The sequence below is a fragment of the Alphaproteobacteria bacterium RIFCSPHIGHO2_01_FULL_41_14 genome (assembly GCA_001767855.1).
Classification (GTDB): domain Bacteria; phylum Pseudomonadota; class Alphaproteobacteria; order UBA7879; family UBA5542; genus 2-01-FULL-41-14.
Window position 1 is genome coordinate 396,215 of sequence record MEMF01000002.1, and the last position, 23,614, is coordinate 419,828.

Genomic DNA, 23,614 nt, shown 5'->3' on the forward strand with positions numbered 1-23,614 from the left:
CCCATTACAGTCAAATTCATGACACATGCACCATCAAATTGGTTCCTGTCCGCGGGATACAGGCAAGGGGTTTTCTGGGCCATTCTTACAGCGCTCGTCAGCGTTTCTAATGACGTGATCACCAAGTTTGTGGGGACGCGGTTGAATGGGATGGAGATTTCTTTTTTCCGTTTTTTCTTTAGTATGATCACCGTGCTGCCTTTCATGATTCCTCAGGGATGGAAGGCCTTTAAAACAGAACGGGCTGATTTGCACGTGTGGCGGGCGGTGATTGGCGCGGCGGCCATTGCGTTGTTCGTTTTTAGCTTGATTTACTTGCCGTTGGCGGAAGTTACGGTTTTTTCGTTTACCCAACCCCTCTTTTTCATGCCCATTGCGCTGCTGCTGCTGAAGGAAAAAGTCACGTTTAATCGATGGATTGCAGGTATCTGTGGATTTATTGGGATTTTGATCGTAATCCAACCAGGGACCCTGTCTTTTAAAATGGTGTCGCTGTTGCCCATGGGCGCAGCCTTTTTGTTTGCCATGCTCGATATGCTGGCCAAGAAAATGGTGGTGAAAGAAAGCACCACCACGTTGTTGTTTTATTTTGCGTTGGGGACAACGCTTGCGGCCTTTATTCCAGCCCTCTATGTGTGGCAAACGCCGACCCTTGTCGAATTGTTTTGGCTCTTCTGTTTGGGGGCGGGCGCGAACTTGATTCAAGTGTGTTTGTTTCGAGCGTTTGCGGCGACGGACGCGTCATCGCTGGTGCCCTTCCGATATACGGAACTCGTCTTTGCCTCCCTCTTTGGGTATATGTTCTTTAACGAACTGCCCAGCCTGATCGTTTATCTGGGTGCCGCCGTGATTATTGCCAGCACCTTGTACCTTTCGTACTCAGAAATGCGCCGGTCGAAAAAAGACCCACTGCCGATGGCGTCTTGAGTCTCCAGAGGAGGCCTTACCTTAAATTCATCCTTGAAAATCTGGAATTGTGTGCCATAATTACAAGGATGATAACACGAAGAATAACACACATATGTCTCAGTTATCATCTGACGTATAACCGCTTGACCCAGAAAGTCTCGGGGGGTTTTAAAGGAAAATCCTACTCATCCCCCACGGTGGCGTCAGACCCCACCCCCTCTTCGTTTGGGTCTTCTGTGTCGGAGTTCGTGTCCTCTCTCCCATCATCGTTATCGGATTCCATCATGGGGTCATCCTCTGCGGCAACCGCAAGAGGGGAAAGGGCGGTATTTAGGAAAAATAATCCCACAAGAACCAGTATGTATTTCATCGTGTCAATTCTCCTGATTTTAGACTCGTCTTTCCCCGTCTCATGCCTGCATGGGCGGGGGTGACGAAAAAAGCGTGGTCTTACGGCAAAACTCTGAATTGATCGTTTTTATGGAGAGATTCTAGCATTTTGTTTTTTGACAAATCCCCTTCTCCAGAAACTGCGATCCTGATTTTTGAGGATTTAAGGCCGGTTTGCTCTGCCAAAATAGAGATGAGCTCAGACACGGTTGTGCCTTCGTTAACCTTCCCATATGGTTTTGCAGTATGGCTGAAGGGAGAAGCGGAAAGCCGTAGACTAAGGGCAGTTAAAGCCAAAAAACAAATACACAAAGTAACAGAAATTTTGTTGAACACGGAAGCCTCCTTGTAAGTTATATCCTTCAAGCGTACCAGAGTCCTACTGGGCTGGCAACCCCACCCCCCTCTTTTTGTTTGATCCATCGCCACTGTGTTGCTCCTCGTCATTACGTTTTTTCCTGTCGCCCTCGATGGCACGCGGGGGCCCAGGAAAACTTCAGCTTAAATACTGGATGTAAGAAAGACTGGATCCCCGTCTTCACGGGGATGACAAAGATACGGGGATGACAAAGATACGGGGATGGCGAAGAAGTGCAGTCATCTCCGCGGGGGAGACAGGAAGAAAGAAGCATTCAAATTTTCGACAACAGACAAGGGAGACTTTCATGACATTTTATTTTGCGTGGGTGAACACCCCAGAAATCTTTGATGCTGGTCGGCACGCACGGATGGACGAATCCATTTTGCACTTCGAGGTTGATCACCAAGAGGGCGCCGTGCCCTTGTTGCGGCTCACGGTGGCCCTTGCGATCCACACCCCCCAAAGGCAAGGCCAACGGGGGATTTTGTGGCAGCAAGACGAGGCAGGCCATGCACATCTTTTATTTGATGGCATTTTAGTGATGACCCCAGCGGAAAAAAGGGAAGATTTCTTGTTGTTGGTACTCGAGGCGGGGAGGGCTGACAAGCCGTCCCAATTGGAACGGCTGTTGAGCACAAAAAAACAACAGGAATTTGAACCTTTATTGGTGGCGGAAGAAGATCAAGAGGCGGTGGAGGAAGTGTTAGAATCTCTCTCTGCCGTGCCCCATTGGGATCGCCTAACGGGCGACGTTATACTCACGGAATTAGGTCAACATCGAGAGACGGTGGATCTCGGCCCCACCTTTTTTGCGGAGAGTCTTCAGATGCACCAGGGAGGACGACCTCTGGCGGCGGTGCGGTTTTCTCTGACGGCCGAGTGGGTGCAGAGGTATGATGGCGTGGTGGACTTGGGCCCCCTTATTCAACAGGCTGGTACGCGCGGATACCTCAGCAGCCTTACCCCTGACGATTTGCAAAAACGATGGTGGCGCAAGGTGTATCCCCTGCTGCGGACGGGTTATGAGATTTTGGAAAGTCGCCTCACGGTGGTGGTGCCCCCCGAGACGGGTGGGCTCGAGGTGTATCCCCTAAAAAGCGCTGCCTTTACGGTGCGGGGACGTGTCCAAACCTTGGCGCGTAGCTGGCTGCAGCCGGTTTTGACACTCCAGTGGCATTACCGGCAAAAACGCAAAGAAACGGTACACATAGAGGTGCCCTGTGGAAAAACGGGTGACGTGTTAGAGTTGTCTGTGCGGTTGCAGGATATCTGTGGTGCTCAGCCCATCGCCTCCTGGAAACCTCATCAAGTGTATCCTATCAAAACTTTGGTGCGGCATGAGGACACAGTGTATCGGGCCATCAAAGTTCATGTAAGTGACACTACTTTTCAGACAGAATTCTGGGAGGTACAAGGGACGTGGCCCACTGCGCTCGAGGACCCCAGCCGCTGGAGTTTTTTCGAGACAGAGCGGGGGCGCGCCGTGATTCATCATGTGATGCGGCGGGCAGAGGCTTATGGGGTCATGGCGGCGAGAGAGCTGGAGGTGCGGTGTCATCTTCCCTTTGCCGCGGGTCGGCTGTTACGCGGGAATCAACAGGTCCGGCTCACGGATCCACGGTTGCCAGGGGGATCGGTGACGGGAGATGTGCTTCACTATCGGCTGGTGGCAGAGGGGGATACGGGCGAGCGCTGGGCTGAGGTGACCCTTGGGGTGACGATGCATCTAATGCGAGCGTGGAAACTGAAAGGATTGCAATCCCTCAAGAAGGCGGAAGGCATTCTAGATCCCCGGGCTGTGACCGCGGCAGATCTAGTCACTTCTCTGCAGCTGACCGGTGGGGCGGAGACGCAAAACCAACGCCTGGAGAGAAGAGATTTTCCCAGCTTGATGGCCGCCCATCGAGCCTTGGACAAAATTCCGACGCGATTGAGGATCGAGCTGAAGGATCTCAAAAGTGCAGAAGAGTTGAGTCATGAATGGGCAGCGGAGATTCTGTGAAAGATTTTTACATCCCCTCTTTCCATCATTGCTGTACAGGGATAAAAACAGCCGCTACAGCTTTAATCCGTCAAAGATAATCTGATCTAGGGTCTTAAGCGCGCGCTCGGCGTCAAGGCGATTTTTGAGCGCTTTGAAGCAATCTGAATGCCCTGAGAAGGTCTTGTCCGCAAAGGCGATCGCTTCCCTTATATGGTCTTCCCGAATGAGGGTGCATACGGTGTCCACGTGTTCTTTTTCTTGGGAGGGTGTTGTTTTTGAAAGTTTAAAAAAGGACACGATCTTTTGCTCAATCACTTGAATTTTTGATTTGTGCAGGAGGCAGAGTCGGACAGATCTCTCCAGAGCGGGGAGAGAGGGGATACCCTCCGTATTTTGTCTCAGAACTTCAAATTGCGCGTGAGAAAGATCGGAGCCAACAAGACGTTCGAGGTTCTCAAGTTCAGCGGAAAAATTCTTACCCGTTGAGACGTGATATTTAAGTTTTTCAAATAAAAATATCTTTTTAAGGTTCGTCGAAATTTTATCTAGGATTCCGTTGTGAAGGATTGTCGGATGATTGTGCTCTTCAGCTTCAGTCCTCAATTTTCTTTTCTCAGGGCTTTGGCTATGAAAGGAGACGGAGACTGAAAAGGGTGCATGGCGCATAAAATAACTGCCGGCCCCCACAAGGGCACCAAGACAAAGAACCAAGAGGGCGAGAAACCCGCGTGTAAACTTTTTGCTGTCCTTTTTTCGGGGGTGCAATGAGTAAGTCATAAGAATAATTCTAAGATATTTTTTGGAAAGATGCCATGGGAAAAAAGCTTACCCCCTGATTTCCCTTGTGCAAGCCGTAAAAAGACAATAAACTGATGACAGATTATATAAAAAAAGTGATGATTTACAGAGGAGCGTTCCCCATGAAAAGACTTTTATCCGTTATTTTTCTATCCCTTTCATTTTTCTTATCTCAAGAATCCACGGCGAAGATGATGCGCGGGATTGACTCGAGTGCTTGGCACTGTAAAACACATGACAGTCGCAAGTGTACGACCGTGGAAGGGTTTAAAAAGGAACTTAAGGCTGAGTGTGGGGCGGCGGCGGGGAACTGTCGGCATCGTTTTTGCCGCGCAAACTGTGTCAGCTGGCAAAATCCAAAGGCAGAGTGTGCCACATACTGTCTCAGCCACAAGACGCTCGTTCGTTTTGATATAGATTCGAGACGAACACTCTACACCAATTTTTTGCTTCCCTCTGAGTGGGTTGAGACTGAAAGACACGTACAAAATCTCAAAAAGCTGAAAGCTAATAAAACGTTGTGGAAGTCTTCCTGGCAGCGGAAAAAAGAAGCCAGCCTTCGGGAAAAGGAGCGTCAGTTCCTAGAAGAATTAAACAGCTCAGCGCAGAGCGGGGCAGAGGTGAAGGCTCGGGCTTTTGACGTGGATCAGGACCTTCTTCGCGCTCGAGAGAGAGCTAATAAGAGAGCGGGAAAGAAACATTATTGGACAGACAATTAACTGGGTTAGCTCCTTAATCATATAGCTGATCCAGCCTTACTTTCTCTAAGCTGCTGTTTCGTTAGGCTTAACAACTTTTTTAATCTGTGTCCAAAGGGTGTTTTTCCCTATTTGTAAGTCATAGTGTTGTTGTAAGTTTAGCCATGTATCTGCCGAGACACCAAAAAAACACTCAAGTCTTAGGGCGGTATCCACACTCACATTTCTTTTCTTTTGAAGAACTTGAGAAATGCGGTTAGTGGGAACATCCAGCTTGCGCGCGAGCTCCGCACAGGACAATCCAAGAGGTTCCATGAAATCTTCGAGAAGAATCTCTCCAGGGTGGACTGGGGCTAGTTTTTTTGCCATTTTAAAATCTCCTTTTTTATCATTTATGATAATCAACAATTTCCACGTCTTCCGCATGCCCTTCGCGCCACTTAAAACAAACACGCCACTGTTTATTGATACGCAGGCTATAGCTTTCTTTTCTATTTCCCGTGAGTTTTTCTAATCGGTTGCTCGGTGGAAGGACTAAATCTTCTAAACGAACAGCTGCATGCAGATAAGAGAGGCGTCTTAAAGCTTGACGCTCGAAGGACTTATAAGGCTTCACGCTTACTCCTTGGAAGAGTATTTCTGCATCCTTATCTTTAAAGCTTTTGATCATTATGCCCGATAATAATACGCGATACGTATTGAGTCAACCAAGATGAAGGAAGATTTTTATGAGGAGAGAGATTTCTCTTTCTGATCAATTCTTCCCTGCTTCTCCTTTCCGTCATTGCGCGGAGGGCCATGAGGCCCGACAAAGCAATCTATCTTTTTTGCTGTAATAGATAAAGCTGAACAACTTCTTTAAAAATTCTTATGAATTTTCTCGAGAGTGACGGGGGCGGGCACGCCTGTGCGAGGGCGGCAGTAGAATGGTGTGGAAACGACAAGTAAAAAGAAGTAAAAAATAATTATTGCGTAATGAACACGTAAAACTAAACAATAAAATAAGGTTCCTTAACGACCCCCTGGAGGATTTTTATGGAACCTTTTCTATATTTTAGAGGGTCTTCTATCTAGAAGTTGACTCTCTCCCAAATTATTTTATTTTTTATTTATGTTTACTGTCTTTAGTATATCACCTGTTTTTTCAAAAAAAAACCTTTTTATTTCAGAGGGGTATTCAATGAATCACCCCCCAAAAGCCGCCCAAGAAATTCTCTTCCGTTCACGCATTTTAATACAGTAAAAACAAGGAGTAAAAATGAAATCTTACAGAGAGAAACCGTATCATCCTGGATATGTAGCCCCCCTCACGGGAGAGGCTTTTACGCGCCGCGCCGTGCTCGAAATGGAAGAAGAGGGGTTTGCCCAGGGGCATGACGTTCAGATTTTAGAGGCGCCCCCGCACCTCACGTTACGGCTCGACATGCGTCTGCATTTTTACGAGGGGGCGGTCCCTTTAGAGCGGGGGGTGAATGGGAAATCAGCAGGGATCACACCGCTCTATCAACCGGGGAATGTGCTTTCTGACGGGTCAGAGAATCTCAAGCCCTTATGCAAGGTGCGGGCGGTGGATTTTGTGTATCTGCAGCGGGGGATGTATGTAGACGTCGAAGAGGTGAATCGACCTTTTTACGAAGGGCACGGAGTGGCAGCGCTCATCCAGTTGGTACTGGGTCAAGTGGTGTTCCAAAAGCCCTTTGCAGGACGGGCTGATGCGCTGCGTTTGGAGACCCATCTCAGGCGGCAGGATCGGGATGAATGGACGGAGGTCATCGGTTTTGGGCGTGAAACCTACCCCCTCTATCCCTATGGCGGGTATGCCCCTCCCCACGGTGACGTGCGGGAGGTGGAGCAGGTGTATGCCTTCGCGGGGGTGGACCGCAGCGACGGGCAGATGGTGACGGCCTTGAAGCTCTATCGAAGCTCTTTTTTCCACACCAGTGGGGGATTTCCGCCCACTCCTTTTACGTATGATCATAAAAAGTGGGTTTTCCCCCAAGGCGTGTTGCCCCTTGAACAGATGACGGTGGGGCAGGCTCTCAGCGAGGGGCATCTGACCTTTACGCTGAAGGAGGCGTCTGGGGAGGTACAGACGTATGCCTCCTATGGGTATGAGCAGGTGGGGGGGTCTATGAGCCAAATTAACGTACATTGCCAACCTCAATGATCTTTCCCAAACGCTGGGCCCCCGCCTACGAGAGGGCGACATGGGATGAGATTTTAAACTGTCTTCATCGCCCATCTTTCGTATTTGCAGGGAGTCTATTGATAGAGATCTATGGAAAACCTAATGTGATTGTAAGTGACAATGGAACCGAACTTACGAGTAAGGCTGTTTTAGAGTGGGCAACAAAGCATCGTATAGAGTGGCACTATATCACCCCTGGAAAACCTTCTGAGAATGGCTTTACAGAAAGCCTCAATGGAAAAATACGGGATGAGTGTCTCAACGAACATTGGTTCCAAACCCTCCAACAAGCCAAGGATATTATCCATGACTGGAGGCAAGATTATAACTACGTCAGACCACATTCCAGCCTAGGCTACAAAACACCTATAGAATTTATAGGAGTCCCCAATGGAGAAAAGAGAGAAGATTTTTGTTCATTGATTCCAGTTCACAAACCGGCTATAAAAGCCTCAGGACTCTACTTCTAAATGGACCATACTTTGGGAGCAGGCCAGCGGCCATCCGTGAGGTAACCTTTGTCCCCATTCCCTTGACTGCTGCTCGACCAGGCTGATAGAGGTAGCTTACCACCTCTGCTCCATCCATCAGGTTCTCAGCTGCAACGCCAGATACTCCGGCTGCGCGTAATACGCGCCGGACATACTCCTTCGTGTAGAGTCATCGCAGTCTCTACTGTCTCCAGCATTCCCTGCGCAGGAAGCCCCCTCGCTATACTGTCAACCAAAAGGGCCTGTCTCGGATTCTGCTTCTTCCATACCTGTATCTCTTCTGCCAGGGCCTGGTTACAGCTGCAGCCTTACCCTTCACTTGGTTTATGTATGGTTTTAACCTATCCAAACCAATTATGTTCGTCTAGATCCTCTCAATTTATGATAATCTTGATTTGTTGTAATGAGCTTCGATGATGTCGTCATAAAACCAAGGTGACTCATAATACAGTCGCCAAATAAATCTTTCGAAGGAATCTTCTATTTTTATATGACTAGGAGTCCATACTGCATTAGGGTCATGAGAAGCTGGTCTCATAATAAGAAACCTCGAAGAATCCCCAATTTCAAAAAAAGGCAGATCCCCAGGTTCAAGCATTTCGAGAGTAGCATTACTCATCCAATGATCCTCGCATTCTGCAGGCCCTTCTATAGTTTCTGTTCTAAATCGAATAATTTCTTTTGAAAAATGAGCCACCACCAAGGGAGGAAGAATTTCGTTATTATTATAAAATTCGTATCCCGCCGGAGGAATCTCAGGGGAACGTAACATTCCAAAACCAATTTCCTGATAAAAAGATCTTAATTGAGATGGAAAATTAACTCCCAATTTTTGTTCTGCAGTCACAATTTCTTCAGATTTTAGTGGCAAGAACCAATTGTCGTTAACTTCACTGCCTCCAGGAATAAATTGTTTTAAATATTCGTAAGTCATTATTGTTTCGTTTCTAACAACCTATTTAAAGGGGACCCTGTCCCATGAATGCCACCTTGGTGTTGGGCTCCAAAAGAAACTGGTTTCATATTCCACCAAACGTGTGGCCCTCCTACCTCTTGAGGAATAATATGATGCGCATCAACTCGTGTTTTTTTTAACTCTCCTCTGATATTGCGCATCTGAAATGGCCACACTTGCCCCGTATGATGTTCCCATTCACTGATGAGATTCTGCCTTGTAGCTTTCGTAAAAGAATCAGAATGCAGCTGCTTTTCCATAGGTGTCAACTTTTCAAACTTACCCGTTCTCATGGCAGTTGCCAATTCTTTTTTTTGCAGTTCGGTAAATTTAAACCCAGATCGGGCTTCCATGTCTCGGATATACTCTACCGCACCCCCTGCCCATTTTGTATCAACGGGTTTGGTTTTTCTAACTTCCCCCACCAACACCTCAGCCCTTGCCCCGGTCGATTCTGCCATTACAGTAGAACGTGCAGCACCCGAGGTATTAGCCACCATTTTTGGACGAACAACAGAACGAGAGATGTCGAACAGTTTCATGGATTCATCAGCGCTAGCAACAAATCCTCCTATACCTTTTAAAACCTTTGCTGCTCCTTTCACAAGGGGACCGCCTACCAAAAAGGCTCTGCCTATCTGATCCAAAAAACTTTGCGGCAAGCGTTGCTCAGCAGGGGTGTTGACGCCGAACAGCGTAAATGCTCCCAATACCGCTTCGCTTTCAGCGATGTTTTGGGCTGTTTGTTGTATCATAAACAGTTCCGACGAATCCCTTGATGTTACAAATGATTCTAGGGTCGCATGATATGTTCTCTCATTCTGTGCCTGTATGTCTGAGATCACTTCTTTAAAATCACTTACAGGACCGAGGTCTCCCCGACGAAAGCCCCTTCCTATGGCTTTCACTATCCAGATATCAGACTCTTCTATTCCATCGAGAAGGCTACTTGCTTTCTGCCCAGCTTTCTCTAACACCTGCTTATATACTTCCCCAGTACTCAGTATCCCTTGGTCCTCATCCTGCTGCTCTTGAGCTATCAACTCCATGGTTTGTAGGAAATTTTCATCAATTGCTGTCGTCCCTGTATGAACTGCAGTGCCCACCCCCCCTTGGCCGGTGGCAAGCGCAGCGATCCCCGCCATTATCTTAGCCGTGTTGGCATTTCTTTGAATCTCTTCCTGAGTCGATGTTGTTGTCGTGAGCCCTTCTGCAACCATTTCTGCAACAGCCGCTCCAATCGCTCCGGCCAGCGCGCCACGTCCTATATGCTTCGGATCCAGAATGGCCCCCGCCGCAGCGCCCACGGCCGCATGCAGAATCTTGTGGGTTGTTCCATCTAAGGACTCTACAGAACCGGTTGCCTCTTTGGGTTGGTTTGCAGCCCTTGCTTTTCCTAATTGGTTAGCCGCATACCCTTGCACAACATTTGCAACCATAAGCCGTGCTGCTTGGCTTAGATCAGGTGCTTCTTGGTTGACAAGGGCTGTTACAGCTGTTTGGGTGCCTGTCGTAAACACCGCTCTCGCTGCATGCTGAGCTGGCGTCATATCAGCCCCTTTCAGCGTGATACCTAAGGTGGGCGCTAGTTTGTTCACAACCCCAGCTGTAGCCGCTGCAGCGATAACCGTCTTGAGGCTTTCCACCGAAGCGAGGCTTCGACAAGTTGCTTGTAGGTCTCCTCCTGTTTGGAGAAAGGTGACAGCCGCCGTGGAACAAAGAGTGCTGAAGGCTGCATTCCCCATAACGGCTAAGATACCACTCCCGGCACCCCCTGTCGCAACGGACACAGCAAGCGCAACAATGATGGCACCCTCCTGCCCAATACCGGTAGAAAATCTTTTGGTATGCACCCAAGAGGTTAATTGACGTGTCCTCTCTTCCGGGTCGATCCCGCTGATTAACGTTGCATACTTATCCCAGTCCACGTTTGTAAATTGAGCCGGCACATGAATAGATTCCCATTCTTTTACGTCTACACTGGACCGATGTTCTACCTCCTGACCTGCTTCCGTTCTCGTTCCCATCGTTCCAAAGAAGCCGCTCTGGCTCGATTCACTTCGTGTGAGCATCACCTCCACCGTGGGGCGTACGGTCATCCCTTGGGTGGTCATATCCGTGAGTTTATCTCCACGAATCGTCGTTCCTTCAAAGTCAGCGGTCTTTGTGTCCACCTGGATCGTTTTTCCTTCAACATGCGTGTCTAAAAATTGAGGCATCTCTGTAGTACTTTTTTGCTCTGCCCCACCAAACGATGTGGCTTGTGTCATGGTTGAGGTGTGTTTGTTATGACGTGCCTTCGCCCCCGTCTTGAGCGTTTCCCCTTTGAAGATGAGCTCCCTTTCTGGCGCTCGTACAATCCCTTCTGCTGTAATCACCTGACTCAACAGCTTTAAGCTTCCTTCCAGACTTCCCATCTCAGGGGTGCTAAAGGCCGTTTGATAGAGTTCGTCCTCTGTCGCCTTGGCTGAGAAAGCCGATTGTTTTACTCGACATGTGTGGTTTTGTCGATATTCCTTAGACGCGTATTCTTGCTTGATCTCATACTCGGCCTCAACAATGTTGTCTCTCACCGTGAGATAATAACTTCCATGGTTCTCAAAAATTTTGGCCTTGATATGTCCTTTCTTACTTCCAAACACAAGCGTCTGCACATAAGTGGGGAGAATCACTTCTTGGCCCAAGTCGTTAAGAATTTTTTCTTGAAGATCTAACGTATTGAGCAAAACCCGCCACCCATTAAGAGTCACATCGCCCCCAATGAGATTCATGCCTGTTAAGAGAATATCTTTATCTGACTCAAACGCCACACTCCCGTCCTGCCCTGATCCTGCAATTGCTAGAAGACCAGGCCGACGTATTGTATGATGATGGGTCGTCTCTTGTATCTTGGACGAACTCGATAAGAATCCTCCTTCTGCCGAAGCGCTCCTTTCTTTCGTTGAAACATCTTCTTCATATGTATGGGAAGAAGAATGAACCCCGTCTTTTCCACGAACTTTAAATTTCTTTTTTCCAATGTTGACACCATCTAGAATAACTTTACCCTCTGTATCAATGACATACTCTTTCTCTGCAATATTAGCGCCATCCGGACGATTTAAATCCGGATGAAGGGTTCCTTTCTTCAAATGAAGGACGGGCACCAAACATTTTTTCTCATTAATAATTTTTGGAACGAAATATAACCCCTCATCCACTTCCTCAGGAGTAATGACCAGAATCTCTCTATAATAAGTTTCAGACTCTAGGTCGGGCTCTCCCCCACTTTCCTGAGGAAGATAGACAAAGTTTTTTCGAGCAACTGTTGAGGGATTTTTTTGTAACGCAGCATCATACGCAGCTTTTCCTGCATCTGCCACTTGTTTCATGGAAGGGATATATCCCGTATTCATTTTTCTATGAAGAAGTCTGGTCATCAGCCCCTGAATGTCTTCAGGAGGCAAAAGCATTTTGTAAGACTCAAGGTCTTCCACTTTTTCAGCCCCCTCTATAACAACCATGGGGATCTTTTCCTTAAAATTTCTTTTCAAACTCGTTTGTAAAATATAAGGAGATTCTTCTGGAGCAGTTACATACATCTGACGATCAAACCCATGCGTTTCTTCAGGAAGTATCTCCATAAATTCTGGAAGTTCCTTAACTTCTGGGAGTTTAATGTTCCCTTGATATCCCGTTGTAACAGCCCCCGTGGCCTGAACGTTGATGGTATCACTCACCATATTCCCCGAAAGGTCCGCTTCGCCTATGCCTGTGACACCAACTTTTTCTGCCGAACTCATGACGGCATGAACAACCCCCCTTGTCCCCGCTTCAGGATAGTCCCGCCGCCAATACGTATAGGATTTACTTTTACTCCCTATTCCAAAGGTCGAATGCTTTTCCACAGAAACATCAACCCCTGTCTTCGTAAGGGTTTGGATATGGGTTTTTACATAATTTTGGTTCACAACCTTTGTTGCAAAATCAATACCAACCTCACTCCTGGCCCCCTGATCATCCGCTTCAAAGGTGTTTAGGAACTTTCTCTTTTGTTCTTCTGGGATCCCCTCAATCTCAATCCCCCCTGGCGCATACAAAAAGCTTGCGGCATTCAACGCATAAACTATATCTCTGAGTTTTAATTTTCCTTTTCCTATATTGAATTCCGCCGGATCTGTGTTGGCATAATCTATCTGCCAATACCGATGGGAGACGATGCTTGTATCAATAATGCCCAACATATTTAAAAAGTAGGGAACTCTCCATTTAAACTCTTCTGGTTGCGTCCCTATATGAAAGGCTCCTCCAAAGTTGAGGAATAAATTTAAATTTTCTACACTGACACCCTTTTGAACCTGTACTAACCCCAAGGTGCTGAGGAACTTCCCCTCTCGAATGCCTTCGATAAAAAGTTGTCCTCCTACATTCAAATAACAATTAGGTTGAGACTTATAAAAATGATGTTTCCAATCAAACTTGTCTCGTCGAACATCTCCCTCTGTCAGGATCTCTGTTTCTTCGTCTCCGATCGCCCAACCCATTTGGATATGGGGAGAGACCAACTCTGTATCTCCCGCAGACTCCATTCCTCCATAATTAAAAATCTGCTTTGTTCCAACCAAAGTGAGTTTCTCCGCCCCGAATATTGATTCGGGAGGCTTTTCTTTGCTAGAGAAACGAAAATCCAAGTCCTCAAACACTTGGGATAAGAACTCGTCTTCTTTTGCATGTTTCAAATATGGAAAAGGAAAGCAATTATCCTCTCTTCTATCTTCCACATCGAGATTGGCCTCGTTGATGATTGTTTTAGCCTTTATTGTAAGTTTTTTCTTCGTCTTAAGAATACTGCTATTATAAAATTCAAGCCCCTGGAGGTTCAAACTGTAGGGAAGGTCTTCTAGAGGGGTGTTATTCTGAATAACACCTCCATAGGTGATGAATAAGGATTCACAGTTTAAATCAATTAGGTGGCTTTTATAACCCAATATTTCTTCTAAAGTTCTCGATTTTTGGCTAGCTGTTTCGTGGAATTCTAAAATAGGAGCTGTTAATATTCCTCTCAAAAAAGACGGTAAATTTTCAACGCCTTCAAAAGATATTTTTTCCTCAGACTCAATTGTGCCCCCAGCATCAATATCGTGTTGAGATAACGTACGACTTTTTAATCCTCTAAGTTCTTTAAACTCAATTTTTTGTTTAGCTTTTATCTGTCCTCTTCCATTCGCGAGATGAAGTTCTGTTTCATTGAGAGATAGCTGATCTTTTGCCGTTATTTTTCCTCGAATGTTTGAAATCTTCCGCATCTTTTTTAGATCAATATTTCCTTCTGAAAATATCTTTCCTTCCGTATTATCAAGTGTTTTCCCTCCCATCTTTATTTGATGAGTGGACTCTACCCGTCCCCTCGCGGTGCTAATGAGATCTTGAGCTTCTAGTATAACCTCGGGTCCAGCAATAACGCCGCCGTCATTATTAAAGATATTTCCCTGTAGGCTTGCAAGATGCGTGCTGGTTTTAGATTTAATTGTAGACTCATCATGGTTTAAGATCCGACTTTGGGCTTCTAAAGAAACTCTGCCTTCAGGACTTTCAATTTTTGAACAATCCCCATTCACTATGTCCCCGTTTGTCTTAGTCTCCACTAACGTTTCTCCAACAACGGAAGATCCTTCTGAATTAATAAAGTTTCCTAATAATTCATCTATTGCAGGCGCTGTTTTATCCCCACCCTCTTTCTCTTTTGTTGAGTTTGATGACGCCTCCGCAAACCGTTTGGCATGAGACTGGCTATATCTATCAAAACTAGAATCTTTATTGCTGAGAATGGGTGTGGTGGACTCTCCGATTTGAATTCTAACCGTTCCACCAGAAATAAGGGCGACGATAGCATTAGAAATCCCTTCAGAGACTCTCATATCTAAAGTTTGCTCCGACCTTATCTTAGAATGAGTGTTGTACACTCTTGTCGCTCTGGCAGAAAGCGTCTTAGACATAAGGAGAGACCCTTCTTTATTGTTAAGAATTCTTATGTTGAGGTCCATTTCATTCTGGCTTAAAATAGCCCCTCCGATGTTGTCAAGGGTTCTAAGAGGCGCATTTATAAGTAAGTCCCCCAAGGAGAAGAGACGGCCATGATGATTTAGAAGAGGATTCTGACTCGCCACTGAAAGATTTATAGAAAAATCTTTTGTACTTCCAATAGAGGAACTTAAATTATCAAAATCTTTTACATTAAAAATAAGAGCCCCTTCTCCTCTGAATGTACTGTGGTTCCCCGCTCTATAAACATCCCCCGTGTAACTAAAAGGATTCTCTACATGGAAATAAGATTGATCTAAGAAAAACTTTTTAGAGGTCACCTGAGCCGTGGCAGAAAAGATACGACTCTCCCTCAACCCAAACTTTTCTGCGATGACTTCTAACAGAGTGGACGTAATGAGGCTTTTAAAATTAAGAGAAACAGACGGCGCCCTCAACGTTGTGTGAAGCCCTTCGATGGATCCTCCTTCAAATTTAATGAAGGCCGCACTACGAAGATCTAGACGATTTCCTCTAAAAAGGTTGCTTCCCCAAATACCACTATCCGCTACAACAGAAGCTTCCTCCCCAAAAGAGAATAGACCTATATTTTCATAAGTTTTACTATTCAAAAAGATGTTGCTACAAGAGTTGATATTATAGGTTGTCAGACCTCCTAGAGTTACAAAAGAAAGACCTTTGGATCCTTCAAGAGAAAAAATCTTTGCGTTTCCTTCGCTGTCTACAAAAAAGTCGATTTTTAATCCGTTACTCCACCCTAAATACCGTTGGTTGAGACCCTTCTTAAGGAAAATGCGTTTCCCTTCTTGGACAGAGATAGCTTTTTTCTTCTCTCCCTCTCGTCCATAAACTTCTAAATTTTGAAGACCTAAAATTGAAAGGGAGTTTTTTTTGTCAATCCCTATTTTAACAGGACCATTATATAAAATTGAAGAATAGGCTTTCGTATTATCTGGTTCATCAAAAACAAAGGCAGAGCCGAATGCCTCCCAAAATAATAAAAGAAGACTAACAATTAACCATCTCCGCCCAAATAGGTTTTTCCTCATTTTATTTCCTCCACAATAGTTGAATAAAAAGATAGGGTGTCCTGTTTATCGTTAAAACAAACCAAGAACTTTTTTCTTTTTTTTCTTCCCCCCTCCGGTAGATTGGGTCTGTGCCTTAGGAGCCTCTTGAGGTGCGGGAGGCGCTGCTACATAAACCTTTTTCCACTCTTCAAATGGTTTTGGTTCATGAAGTTGCACGCCTGGAGAGACTTCCCAAATATCCTCTGTAGAGGCAAATTCATATTTTACTCCATTTTCCTCGATGGTTTTCTGACGGTCTTCTTCTGAAGGCTCTACACGGACCCACGGAAAGGATTCTCTTTCCTCCTCCCCAAAAGGAACCTCTACATTATTCTTCACAAAGAAAGATTTGACGATGAGTCTGGAAAGCTTTCTTTCTGCATCTCTCACCCACTCCCCCGGTCTCATCTTTTCTTCATATTCTTCTGTAACTGTATTTTTATGTGTTTCCCTATCTCCCAAAAAATTTCTCTCGTGGAATTTTAAGAAAATCTTTCCCCTGTTCTTTTTTGTATAAAATGGTTCAGAGTCAATGACACTCCTAGGTGTTAAATCTTCCCGAGCAGATCCATCCAGTGCACTGTTCCCCGAGTCCTCCAAAGGCCTCACTTCCCACTGAGGCGCCGCTGATAAAGCATGGGCATAATGCCCCCCGTCATATTCCAAAGCACTTGTGTACCCCATGAGACCCTGACTTAACACGCTGACTCCCAATATAAACTTTCCAATCTTCGTCATTCTTCCCCTCAATTTCTTTGCTGATATTTCAATATTTTCAGAAACATACATCAAAAAACCAATAAGAGGTATATCAATTTATGAATACCTTAAGTTAACTGAGAGTATCTTTTAGCAAACCTAATTTTTTACACCAAAAATCAGCTTTTTTAAGGACCCTCCTTATTGTAGTCCTAATTTTCCATAGTGTTTTTCTATAATGTCCCCAGGCTCAAGCATTTCGAAAGCATCATTACTCATCCAATGATCATCGTGTTTGGTGGGGCCTTCTACAATCTCTTCTCTGAATCAAATAATTTCTTTTGAAAAATGCGCCGCCACCAAGGGGGGGAATTTCGTTAACACAATAAAACTTATATTCTTCAGGCATTTTATGTGGGACTACCAAGCAACCAGCGCCGATTGTTTGGTAAAAAGATCTCAACTGACACAGTTTAAAGAACTCTCCCTTTAAGAGTTATGGTGAACACGCTTTTTTTTCAAAACTAAACCACTCAAACATCTTTGTGCCGTAGCAAAAGTATATCTAACTTCCATAATATTAGTCTGTAATACATGTTTAATCGATTATAAAACACTGGTAAATTTCTAATACATCCATCAGTAAGAAAGTTCTCTTCACCCTATTTTGCAGTATGTAGTGCGTAATCTGCACACTAATTCATTTTCAGAGACGCGAAGCAATTATCCCACACCGCTTTGTATGTCTCTAAAACGAAGTTTTATTATAACAGGGTCTAGTAGCCCCGATCTTCTTTCTCAGACGTCAGAAACTTTGGCGGGAAGAGTTGGGATATTAGAAATAGGAACTCTAAAAGCAAATGAGTATTATCAAAAACCTCTGAGTCCTTTCTATAATTTATTTGCTTCAAAAATTTCACCTGAACGCATTCCTTCTGGTTCCCAACCCCTCTCAGGCCAAGAGATAGACTTTATTTGGATGAAGGGGGGGTATCCAGAGCCCTTACTGGCAAAGAATCCGCTTTTCTATAATCAATGGATGGAAAACTACAGGGATACATATATTAACCGAGATATAGCGAGGCTGTTTCCTTCTCTTAATAAAGTCAATTATCGTCGTTTTCTCAGCATTCTTTCTAAATTATCTGGAACGATTCTCAATAAGCGAGACATGGGCCGAGCGCTAGAGGTCAATGAAGGCACGATAAAACAATATCTCCATATCGTGACGGGCACTTTTTTGTGGCGTTCTCTGCCGAGTTTCGAGAAAAATATTATCAAATCAGTTATTAAAATGCCGAAAGGATATATTCGAGATTCAGGTCTGCTTCATTATCTAACAAAAATAAGCTCCCTTGAAGAATTGAGTGAAAATCCCTTGGTCGGTGCTTCTTTTGAATCTTTCGTTATAGAGGAGCTTTTGAAAGGATTAGAGTCAACGCTGGTTACAAACTGGCAGCCTTTTTATTATAGGACGAGAAATGGAGCAGAGATTGATCTTATTTTAGAAGGGCCTTTTGGGGTTTTGCCCATAGAGATTAAATACAGTTCTACCGTGAAGTTGAGACAAATTTCTTCTTTAATCCAGTTCGTAGAAGAACACCAATTTCCCTTGGGAATCGTTATCAACCATGGCCGATCTATCGAATGGATCCATGATAAGATCGTCCAAATCCCTGTGGGCTGGATTTAAGAAAGAATTTCTTCTTGTAAAAATGGAGTCAGACTCCATTTTTACATGGACTTTTTATGAAAATAATCCCCGTTTGCGGACCACGGTCAAACCATCCCCGAGCGGCAGCAACACCATATCCACGCGGGTATCTTCATGGATCTTGGCATTCAGGTCTTGGATGGCCTGGGCATAGGGCGCGGGATGGGGGTTAATCACATCTCCGCTTGAAAGCGTATTATCTAGTACAATGAGGCCTCCTGCGGGACAAAGTCTGAGGGCTGATTCGTAATAGTTGTCGTATCCGCGCTTGTTCGCATCAATGTAAATGAAATCAACAGGGGTACCCTCCTGCTCTAATTGATCGAGAGTCACCTGCGCGGGACCTTGGCGAAAGGTGATCTGAGGGCCACGGCCTGATTGATCCCAGAACACACGGGCGTCTTCTGCCAGCTGCGCATCTGTTCCACAGGTGGTGAGGTGGCCCTGGGCCCCCATCACCAAGGCCATAGCCAAGGTAGAGTATCCGATAAACGTGCCGATCTCTAAAATATGATGCGGCTCTGCAATCTGAACTAATAACGCAAGGCATTGGGCGGCCTCGGGTAAGGTATGTTGGTGCAGTTGGGGGTGATGCTGAAAATGCGACCGCAAGGCAGCCAATGCGGCGGGCTCGCGATATCCCACGGATTGGTAATATGCATACAGCTCGGGGGTCAGTTGAATGGGTCCATGTGCCATGGGGGCATGATGGCATGAGCGAGATCAGGAATCAAGCGGGGACATAAAGCGCCAATACTTCAGATCTTTAAATGGATAGCAGCTTAACGAACGTCACAAAAGACGGCGTGCCTTCAGTGAAGGGGGATTCTAAGTGAGTATGGGTGATGGACGCCATGTGATCACTAATCTCTGTATACTCTTTAGGATTTCCAAATTCAATTTGTCTTTTTGGATCTCCAAACCAGGTCACAACGATGTGGAAGAATTTCACATGATAATTTTTCATTTTACCATACAGCCAATTATAACAGGCTCCTGTAAACTGCATTCGACAACAATCGCAACTATTATACGTGGAATGGAGGTGAAGAATAACGCTCTCTAAAGGTTCGTGAGGTAGAAAGTTGATAGAGTTCTCCTGGAATACACGTAAAACTCTAGGCTCACTATGGTAGAAGTTTTTTATTAATTGATTAAAAGCAGCTGTAGCACGCTCACAAGTTTTTCTCCACTTTTCTTCCTGATTTTTAAGCTCCCCGGATCCATCAGACAGAGGCATATCAACATAAACCCCTCGATTGATTAAAGAGGATTCTGCCATGATTTTACGAAAGTGGGATTGATAATTGTCAAATTCTTTTTGAAAAGACTCGAAAGCCTTGAATGCTGTTTCAGAGGAGTCTTCATACACTTTAAGTTGCCTTTGTAATAAGCCTAAAGCTTCTTTTTCACATGTTCTAAGAGGTGTGAAATTTTGGGTTACAACCCTCTTAATTTCTTCCACAGCAAGAGGAGACTCTCGAATAGAAATCTTCATTTCTGGTGTGCAGAGTTTTTGCATATCAGATCTTTTGGCCGAACTGTCAAAAACAAGGGGCAAGGAAGAGAGGGAGAAGAGTTCATGAAGTTCCCTAAATGAAGCTTGCATTTCTCCAGTTTGATCGTCCTTTCTGTAAAAACCTAGTTTTGCGGTTACAAAATTAGTTGTATTGCCTCTATTTTCTTGACGGTCAAGGGCAGTAATTCTTCTTTCCTTCTCCCATAGCTCTCGATGGAGTCTTAGAACGGGTTGTCCATATAATGTAATAGGATGACCTGCGGTATCCTTCAGATCACAAAGCCCCCATGATCCATCCGAGGGCGCTGAGAAAGAATAAAGGAAGAATCCTGTTAAAAAGGAGAGAAGAAAAGCCGTTAATTTATGAGGCATCGAAGTCTCTTAAGGAACTGCTTTGATCAGGATCGGTATCCCACGTTTCTTCCGAGAAAGAAATGGGGTGAGCTCCTGCTCTTTTTTTGTAATATTCTCGATGACGGTCTGCCCAATTCCTAGGAAGATATCCTTCTTCTAACAGCTGTCTATAGATTTGTACTCGTGTGGACGCTTGATAAATATAATATTGAGGAAGAAAGATTATGTGAGACATAAAATCTGAAACTTTTTGTTTGTCTCCTTTCTCTAAAGTTTCTAAGGTTTTGCATAGCCTCGCAATATTTTTCTTGGAAGAGTCTGAGTTGCCGTTAAGATTAATAAAATCACAGCCTAAAGTATCTCTCCATTCTTTTAGGTGGGCAGCACTTTTTGCTGTCAAACAATTAAAGGAGAGATCAAGAATGGCACACTTGATTTCCTTTGGCCGGAGTTCAGGTAAAAGGCTTTGGGTAATTTCCGAAAAAGCATCATCATCCATCCCGTCTTGGTAAAAATTCAAAACATAGGTTTTAGTAGGATACAACTCTAAGCGAGAAAATCTTTCCGAAATGGAATCTGCATCACTATAAATTGATGGAGTCGAAGAATCCTCTTCTGCACCGTTATCTAAAACATTTTTTGCAAATTTGCTGAGAACATTTAAACGAGAAAAATCTATATCTTCGGGTACTTTCGCTGCTGAAAAAGAATCCCTTACAAGAAGGCTGAGGAATACCAAAGCGCCTAAAAATAGCTTATTTATAGAGTTCATTTTGCCACCATTCCAATAAACATTTGAAAAATATCAGATTTTTTCTGGAGATGCAATTCAAAACGGACTCAGATCTCACCACCCGACAGTTTTTTCTTTTTTTTGGAAAAGTATCGGGTGGTAAGTTAAGTAAATAAATTCTAAAATACTGTATTATTAATCTTTCTTCTATATATAGTCTAAGTTCTGCTTTCTCTATAATAAGGAGAAGTGGCAAGGAAAGACAGTAATCTTGAGGTAAAAGAATGAAAATAACGACGATTGTGAGGATGGTGTGCCTCGGTGGATTCAGTTTAGCCGTGGCGGCAAGTTCAGCGTTTTAGGCTGATTGCTTAATCGAGGACAGGCCACAAGAAATAAAACGTACCCTTTCAACGATCGTAGCTGACCTTGATGGCCCCATTCACCCTCAGGATTTTTCGTTCCTATCACGCGAAGGAAAGGGTTTAGAGTCTGGCCCCCCCATGTTCTCAGGATTCTTATTTAAGGGCACGCATGGAGACCATTTTGGAGGGGCAGGCAAGCGAAAAGCAGCAACAGATACAAGATGAACTCGATGGAGTGTCGCCTAGAAAAAAAGAAAAACAAAGTATAAGGTGTCACAATAAGAAGTACGCTCTTTTCGCGTAAGCGTCGTGAAAAATATAAACTGCTTGTTGCGCTCTATAATGAGGCTTCTAAGAACCGAGCAGCCTTTGAGGCAGTTCCCCCCGTTTTATGAAGAATAGGAGGCCTGCTAATCAACCCTTTGGGTAATTCTTAGGGGTAATTCTTTGGCGCCGACACACGTTGGGAAGGAGAGCAAAACGACTTTAAAAGAGAAAAAGCCGAACCTTTGTCCGGCTTTCTAAGCTGATTCATTCTATATCTGTAAGGTAGCCCTCTTTTTTCCTGCAAGCTTCCCTGTGAGTGTCCGATTTCCGGACCTCAATTTTTGATTTATAAAGACGAGACTTCCTAAAATAGATATTTACATCAAGATAATGGATAAAAAGGGGTGGTGTCAATGCAAAAAAACACGTATCTACCCCCCGACAGAATTAAAGGGGCGTAAAAAAAGGTCGTCTTTGCGAGGAGATTCGAAGAATCGACGCGGCAATCCAGCTTATAAAGCCTGTCTTCGCTCTGACATAGTGCCTGTTATCAATATCCAAAAACAAAGGGTCTTTGAAGATGGGGCATACCCACAAAAAGACCTTTGTATCTTATTATTTTTCGTCGTCCAACGGTTCCTCTTCTTCCTCTAAGGCAAGCTCGCAATAAACATTTGTACGATTCGGATCCACCATCCAAAAATCTTCTTCAGACTCATACTCAGAGGACTCAGGGGAGGGAAAAAAGGGAGGTATAGTATTTGTCATGGTCACGCTCCTTACTAGTTTGTCAGTCCGATATTAATGTTTTTGTTTTCATAAATACAGATGAAAAAACAAAAAATTTCTCTTTTTCAAAATTTTAAAGATTGCCCCTTCAACCAATGACAGTGAAAAGAAAGGAAGAACAAACATGTTAACACTTTTAGGATCTCTTCTAGGGTTTGTGGGCAGCCTTGTGCCCGAGATTTTTAAATATATTCGAGATTGTTCCGACCAATCACACGAGCTGAAAATTCTAGATCGGCAAGTCGATATGATGAAGTTGCGCCATGCCCACAACTTGGAAGACTTACAAATGGTGGGTCAGACAGAAGCCTTAAAGGTTCTGTATAAATATCCCCCCAAAATGGGAGTTCGGTGGGTGGATGCCCTGAGCGGCAGCGTCCGTCCGGTGATCACCTATGCTTTTTTTGGCTTGTATCTTGGGTTGAAGGGGGTGCAAATTTATGGGTTGTGGCACTGGTTGCCCCTGGCCGGATGGGGAGCATCTGCTGAGCAAAATTTGGCATGAGGAAGACCAGATTTTATTCGCAACCGTGGTGTCCTTTTGGTTTGGTCAACGGGCCTTGATTCGCCGATTGAAGAAAGAGTAGTCTCATGAATCGTCGAGTAAATGGTCAAGACGACACCTTCGTCAATACTCAGGCTATAAGGCTTATTAAAAAATTTGAGGGAAAGAGTCTGGTGCCTTACGCGTGCCCAGGGGGATACAAAACGATTGGGTGGGGGCATCGTGTGCTGCCGTACGAATCTTTCGTATCCCTTACGCTGAGAGAGGCTGAGGTTTTATTGGTGCACGACTTGCAGCGGTGCGGGCGGACATTGACCCAGTTGGTGACGGTACCGCTGGAACGCCATCAAGAAGCGGCCCTGCTATCGTTCCTATTCAATGTGGGAGGAGGGGCGTTTCAGCGCTCAACCCTGCGCATGAAAGTGAATCGGCAAGAACACTTAGACGTGCCGTACGAGTTCCATCGATGGGTGTGGGCCAAAGGGCGGAAATTGCCCGGGTTAATCGCCCGCCGCGCTGTCGAAGCCGCGTGCTATGAAGGCGTGTTATTCTAGGTTGGGTGGTGTGTCGGGGAAGCTTCTGCATAATCGATCTCAGGAAGACTAGATCCCAGCCCCGCGCGGGAATGATAAAAGGAGTACAAGGATGGAAAAAGGGTTGACCCGCATTCCAAAATCTTCCATAAAAATAAAGATCTATAGCTAGAACCATTTAAATTGAGCATAGGCACGGCGCAGCGAAACGGAGTAAACCTATGTGAATGAGGAGTAACGCATTCATTTTATAAGGGATCGGTTATAACAC

The 23,614-nt window shown here is 44.9% G+C and carries 19 protein-coding genes and 1 pseudogene; 8 read left to right on the top strand and 12 right to left on the bottom strand.

The annotated features are described in order from the left end of the window. The first annotated feature begins 18 nt into the window (after positions 1-18). Positions 19-927, top strand: coding sequence for a hypothetical protein (locus A2621_01950; protein ID OFW90116.1), 909 nt, complete (start codon positions 19-21; stop codon positions 925-927). 163 nt (positions 928-1,090) lie between these two features. On the opposite strand, the gene A2621_01955 is transcribed toward A2621_01950, so the two are convergent. From A2621_01955 to A2621_01965, 3 genes are all read right to left on the bottom strand, one after another. Further along, on the bottom strand, positions 1,091-1,279 hold the full coding sequence (locus A2621_01955; GenBank protein OFW89651.1) for a hypothetical protein: 189 nt from the start codon (positions 1,277-1,279) through the stop codon (positions 1,091-1,093). A gap of 80 nt (positions 1,280-1,359) precedes the next feature. Continuing rightward, positions 1,360-1,746, bottom strand: a complete 387-nt coding sequence (locus tag A2621_01960; protein OFW89652.1) for a hypothetical protein — start codon at positions 1,744-1,746, stop codon at positions 1,360-1,362. Then, on the bottom strand, positions 1,746-1,931 hold the full coding sequence (locus A2621_01965) for a hypothetical protein (GenBank protein OFW89653.1): 186 nt from the start codon (positions 1,929-1,931) through the stop codon (positions 1,746-1,748). The genes A2621_01960 and A2621_01965 overlap by 1 nt, the downstream gene beginning before the upstream one ends. Positions 1,932-1,964: 33 nt before the next feature. Here A2621_01965 and A2621_01970 point away from each other — a divergent pair, with 33 nt between their 5' ends. Beyond that, positions 1,965-3,662, top strand: a complete 1,698-nt coding sequence (locus A2621_01970; GenBank protein OFW89654.1) for a hypothetical protein — start codon at positions 1,965-1,967, stop codon at positions 3,660-3,662. A gap of 54 nt (positions 3,663-3,716) precedes the next feature. Here the strand turns inward: A2621_01970 and A2621_01975 are convergent, their stop codons facing one another. Further along, positions 3,717-4,421 carry a hypothetical protein gene (locus tag A2621_01975; GenBank protein OFW89655.1) on the bottom strand — a complete coding sequence of 235 codons (705 nt, stop codon included), beginning with the start codon at positions 4,419-4,421 and terminating at the stop codon, positions 3,717-3,719. A gap of 95 nt (positions 4,422-4,516) precedes the next feature. Between A2621_01975 and A2621_01980 the strand changes: the two genes are divergently transcribed. Then, on the top strand, positions 4,517-5,161 hold the full coding sequence (locus tag A2621_01980) for a hypothetical protein (GenBank protein ID OFW89656.1): 645 nt from the start codon (positions 4,517-4,519) through the stop codon (positions 5,159-5,161). A 45-nt stretch (positions 5,162-5,206) separates the two neighbouring features. On the opposite strand, the gene A2621_01985 is transcribed toward A2621_01980, so the two are convergent. Next, positions 5,207-5,509 (bottom strand): addiction module antidote protein, HigA family, encoded by a 303-nt coding sequence (locus tag A2621_01985; GenBank protein OFW90117.1) that lies wholly within the window; start codon positions 5,507-5,509, stop codon positions 5,207-5,209. Between the two features lie 19 nt (positions 5,510-5,528). Next, the gene (locus A2621_01990; protein ID OFW89657.1) at positions 5,529-5,810 is read right to left on the bottom strand and encodes a hypothetical protein; all 282 of its coding nucleotides are present in this window, start codon (positions 5,808-5,810) and stop codon (positions 5,529-5,531) included. 588 nt (positions 5,811-6,398) lie between these two features. Between A2621_01990 and A2621_01995 the strand changes: the two genes are divergently transcribed. Both A2621_01995 and A2621_02000 read left to right on the top strand, forming a co-directional pair. After that, positions 6,399-7,307 (top strand): hypothetical protein, encoded by a 909-nt coding sequence (locus tag A2621_01995; GenBank protein ID OFW89658.1) that lies wholly within the window; start codon positions 6,399-6,401, stop codon positions 7,305-7,307. Further along, positions 7,304-7,798, top strand: a complete 495-nt coding sequence (locus A2621_02000; protein OFW89659.1) for a hypothetical protein — start codon at positions 7,304-7,306, stop codon at positions 7,796-7,798. Before A2621_01995 ends, A2621_02000 begins: the two co-directional genes overlap by 4 nt. A 400-nt stretch (positions 7,799-8,198) precedes the next feature. Here the strand turns inward: A2621_02000 and A2621_02005 are convergent, their stop codons facing one another. From A2621_02005 to A2621_02015, 3 genes are read right to left on the bottom strand one after another with little or no spacing between them, the layout of a single operon-like run. Beyond that, positions 8,199-8,753, bottom strand: a complete 555-nt coding sequence (locus A2621_02005; GenBank protein ID OFW89660.1) for a hypothetical protein — start codon at positions 8,751-8,753, stop codon at positions 8,199-8,201. Next, positions 8,753-15,844 (bottom strand): hypothetical protein, encoded by a 7,092-nt coding sequence (locus A2621_02010; GenBank protein OFW89661.1) that lies wholly within the window; start codon positions 15,842-15,844, stop codon positions 8,753-8,755. Before A2621_02010 ends, A2621_02005 begins: the two co-directional genes overlap by 1 nt. 51 nt (positions 15,845-15,895) lie before the next feature. Continuing rightward, entirely contained in the window at positions 15,896-16,603 is a 708-nt protein-coding gene (locus A2621_02015; GenBank protein ID OFW89662.1) for a hypothetical protein, read from the bottom strand. A gap of 703 nt (positions 16,604-17,306) precedes the next feature. On the opposite strand from A2621_02015, the gene A2621_02020 reads away from it, so the two are divergent. Further along, positions 17,307-18,257 (top strand): hypothetical protein, encoded by a 951-nt coding sequence (locus A2621_02020; protein ID OFW89663.1) that lies wholly within the window; start codon positions 17,307-17,309, stop codon positions 18,255-18,257. A gap of 54 nt (positions 18,258-18,311) precedes the next feature. Here A2621_02020 and A2621_02025 read toward each other — a convergent pair whose 3' ends face one another. The 3 genes from A2621_02025 to A2621_02035 form a co-directional block, all read right to left on the bottom strand. Continuing rightward, positions 18,312-18,977, bottom strand: a complete 666-nt coding sequence (locus tag A2621_02025) for a hypothetical protein (GenBank protein OFW89664.1) — start codon at positions 18,975-18,977, stop codon at positions 18,312-18,314. 67 nt (positions 18,978-19,044) lie between these two features. Continuing rightward, entirely contained in the window at positions 19,045-20,169 is a 1,125-nt protein-coding gene (locus tag A2621_02030) for a hypothetical protein (GenBank protein OFW89665.1), read from the bottom strand. Continuing rightward, the gene (locus A2621_02035) at positions 20,159-20,923 is read right to left on the bottom strand and encodes a hypothetical protein (GenBank protein ID OFW89666.1); all 765 of its coding nucleotides are present in this window, start codon (positions 20,921-20,923) and stop codon (positions 20,159-20,161) included. The genes A2621_02030 and A2621_02035 overlap by 11 nt, the downstream gene beginning before the upstream one ends. 1,506 nt (positions 20,924-22,429) lie before the next feature. Between A2621_02035 and A2621_02040 the strand changes: the two are divergent. Both A2621_02040 and A2621_02045 read left to right on the top strand, forming a co-directional pair. After that, positions 22,430-22,892: pseudogene (locus A2621_02040) on the top strand (hypothetical protein). A 4-nt stretch (positions 22,893-22,896) separates the two neighbouring features. Beyond that, positions 22,897-23,364, top strand: coding sequence for a hypothetical protein (locus tag A2621_02045; GenBank protein ID OFW89667.1), 468 nt, complete (start codon positions 22,897-22,899; stop codon positions 23,362-23,364). Positions 23,365-23,614: the final 250 nt, after the last annotated feature.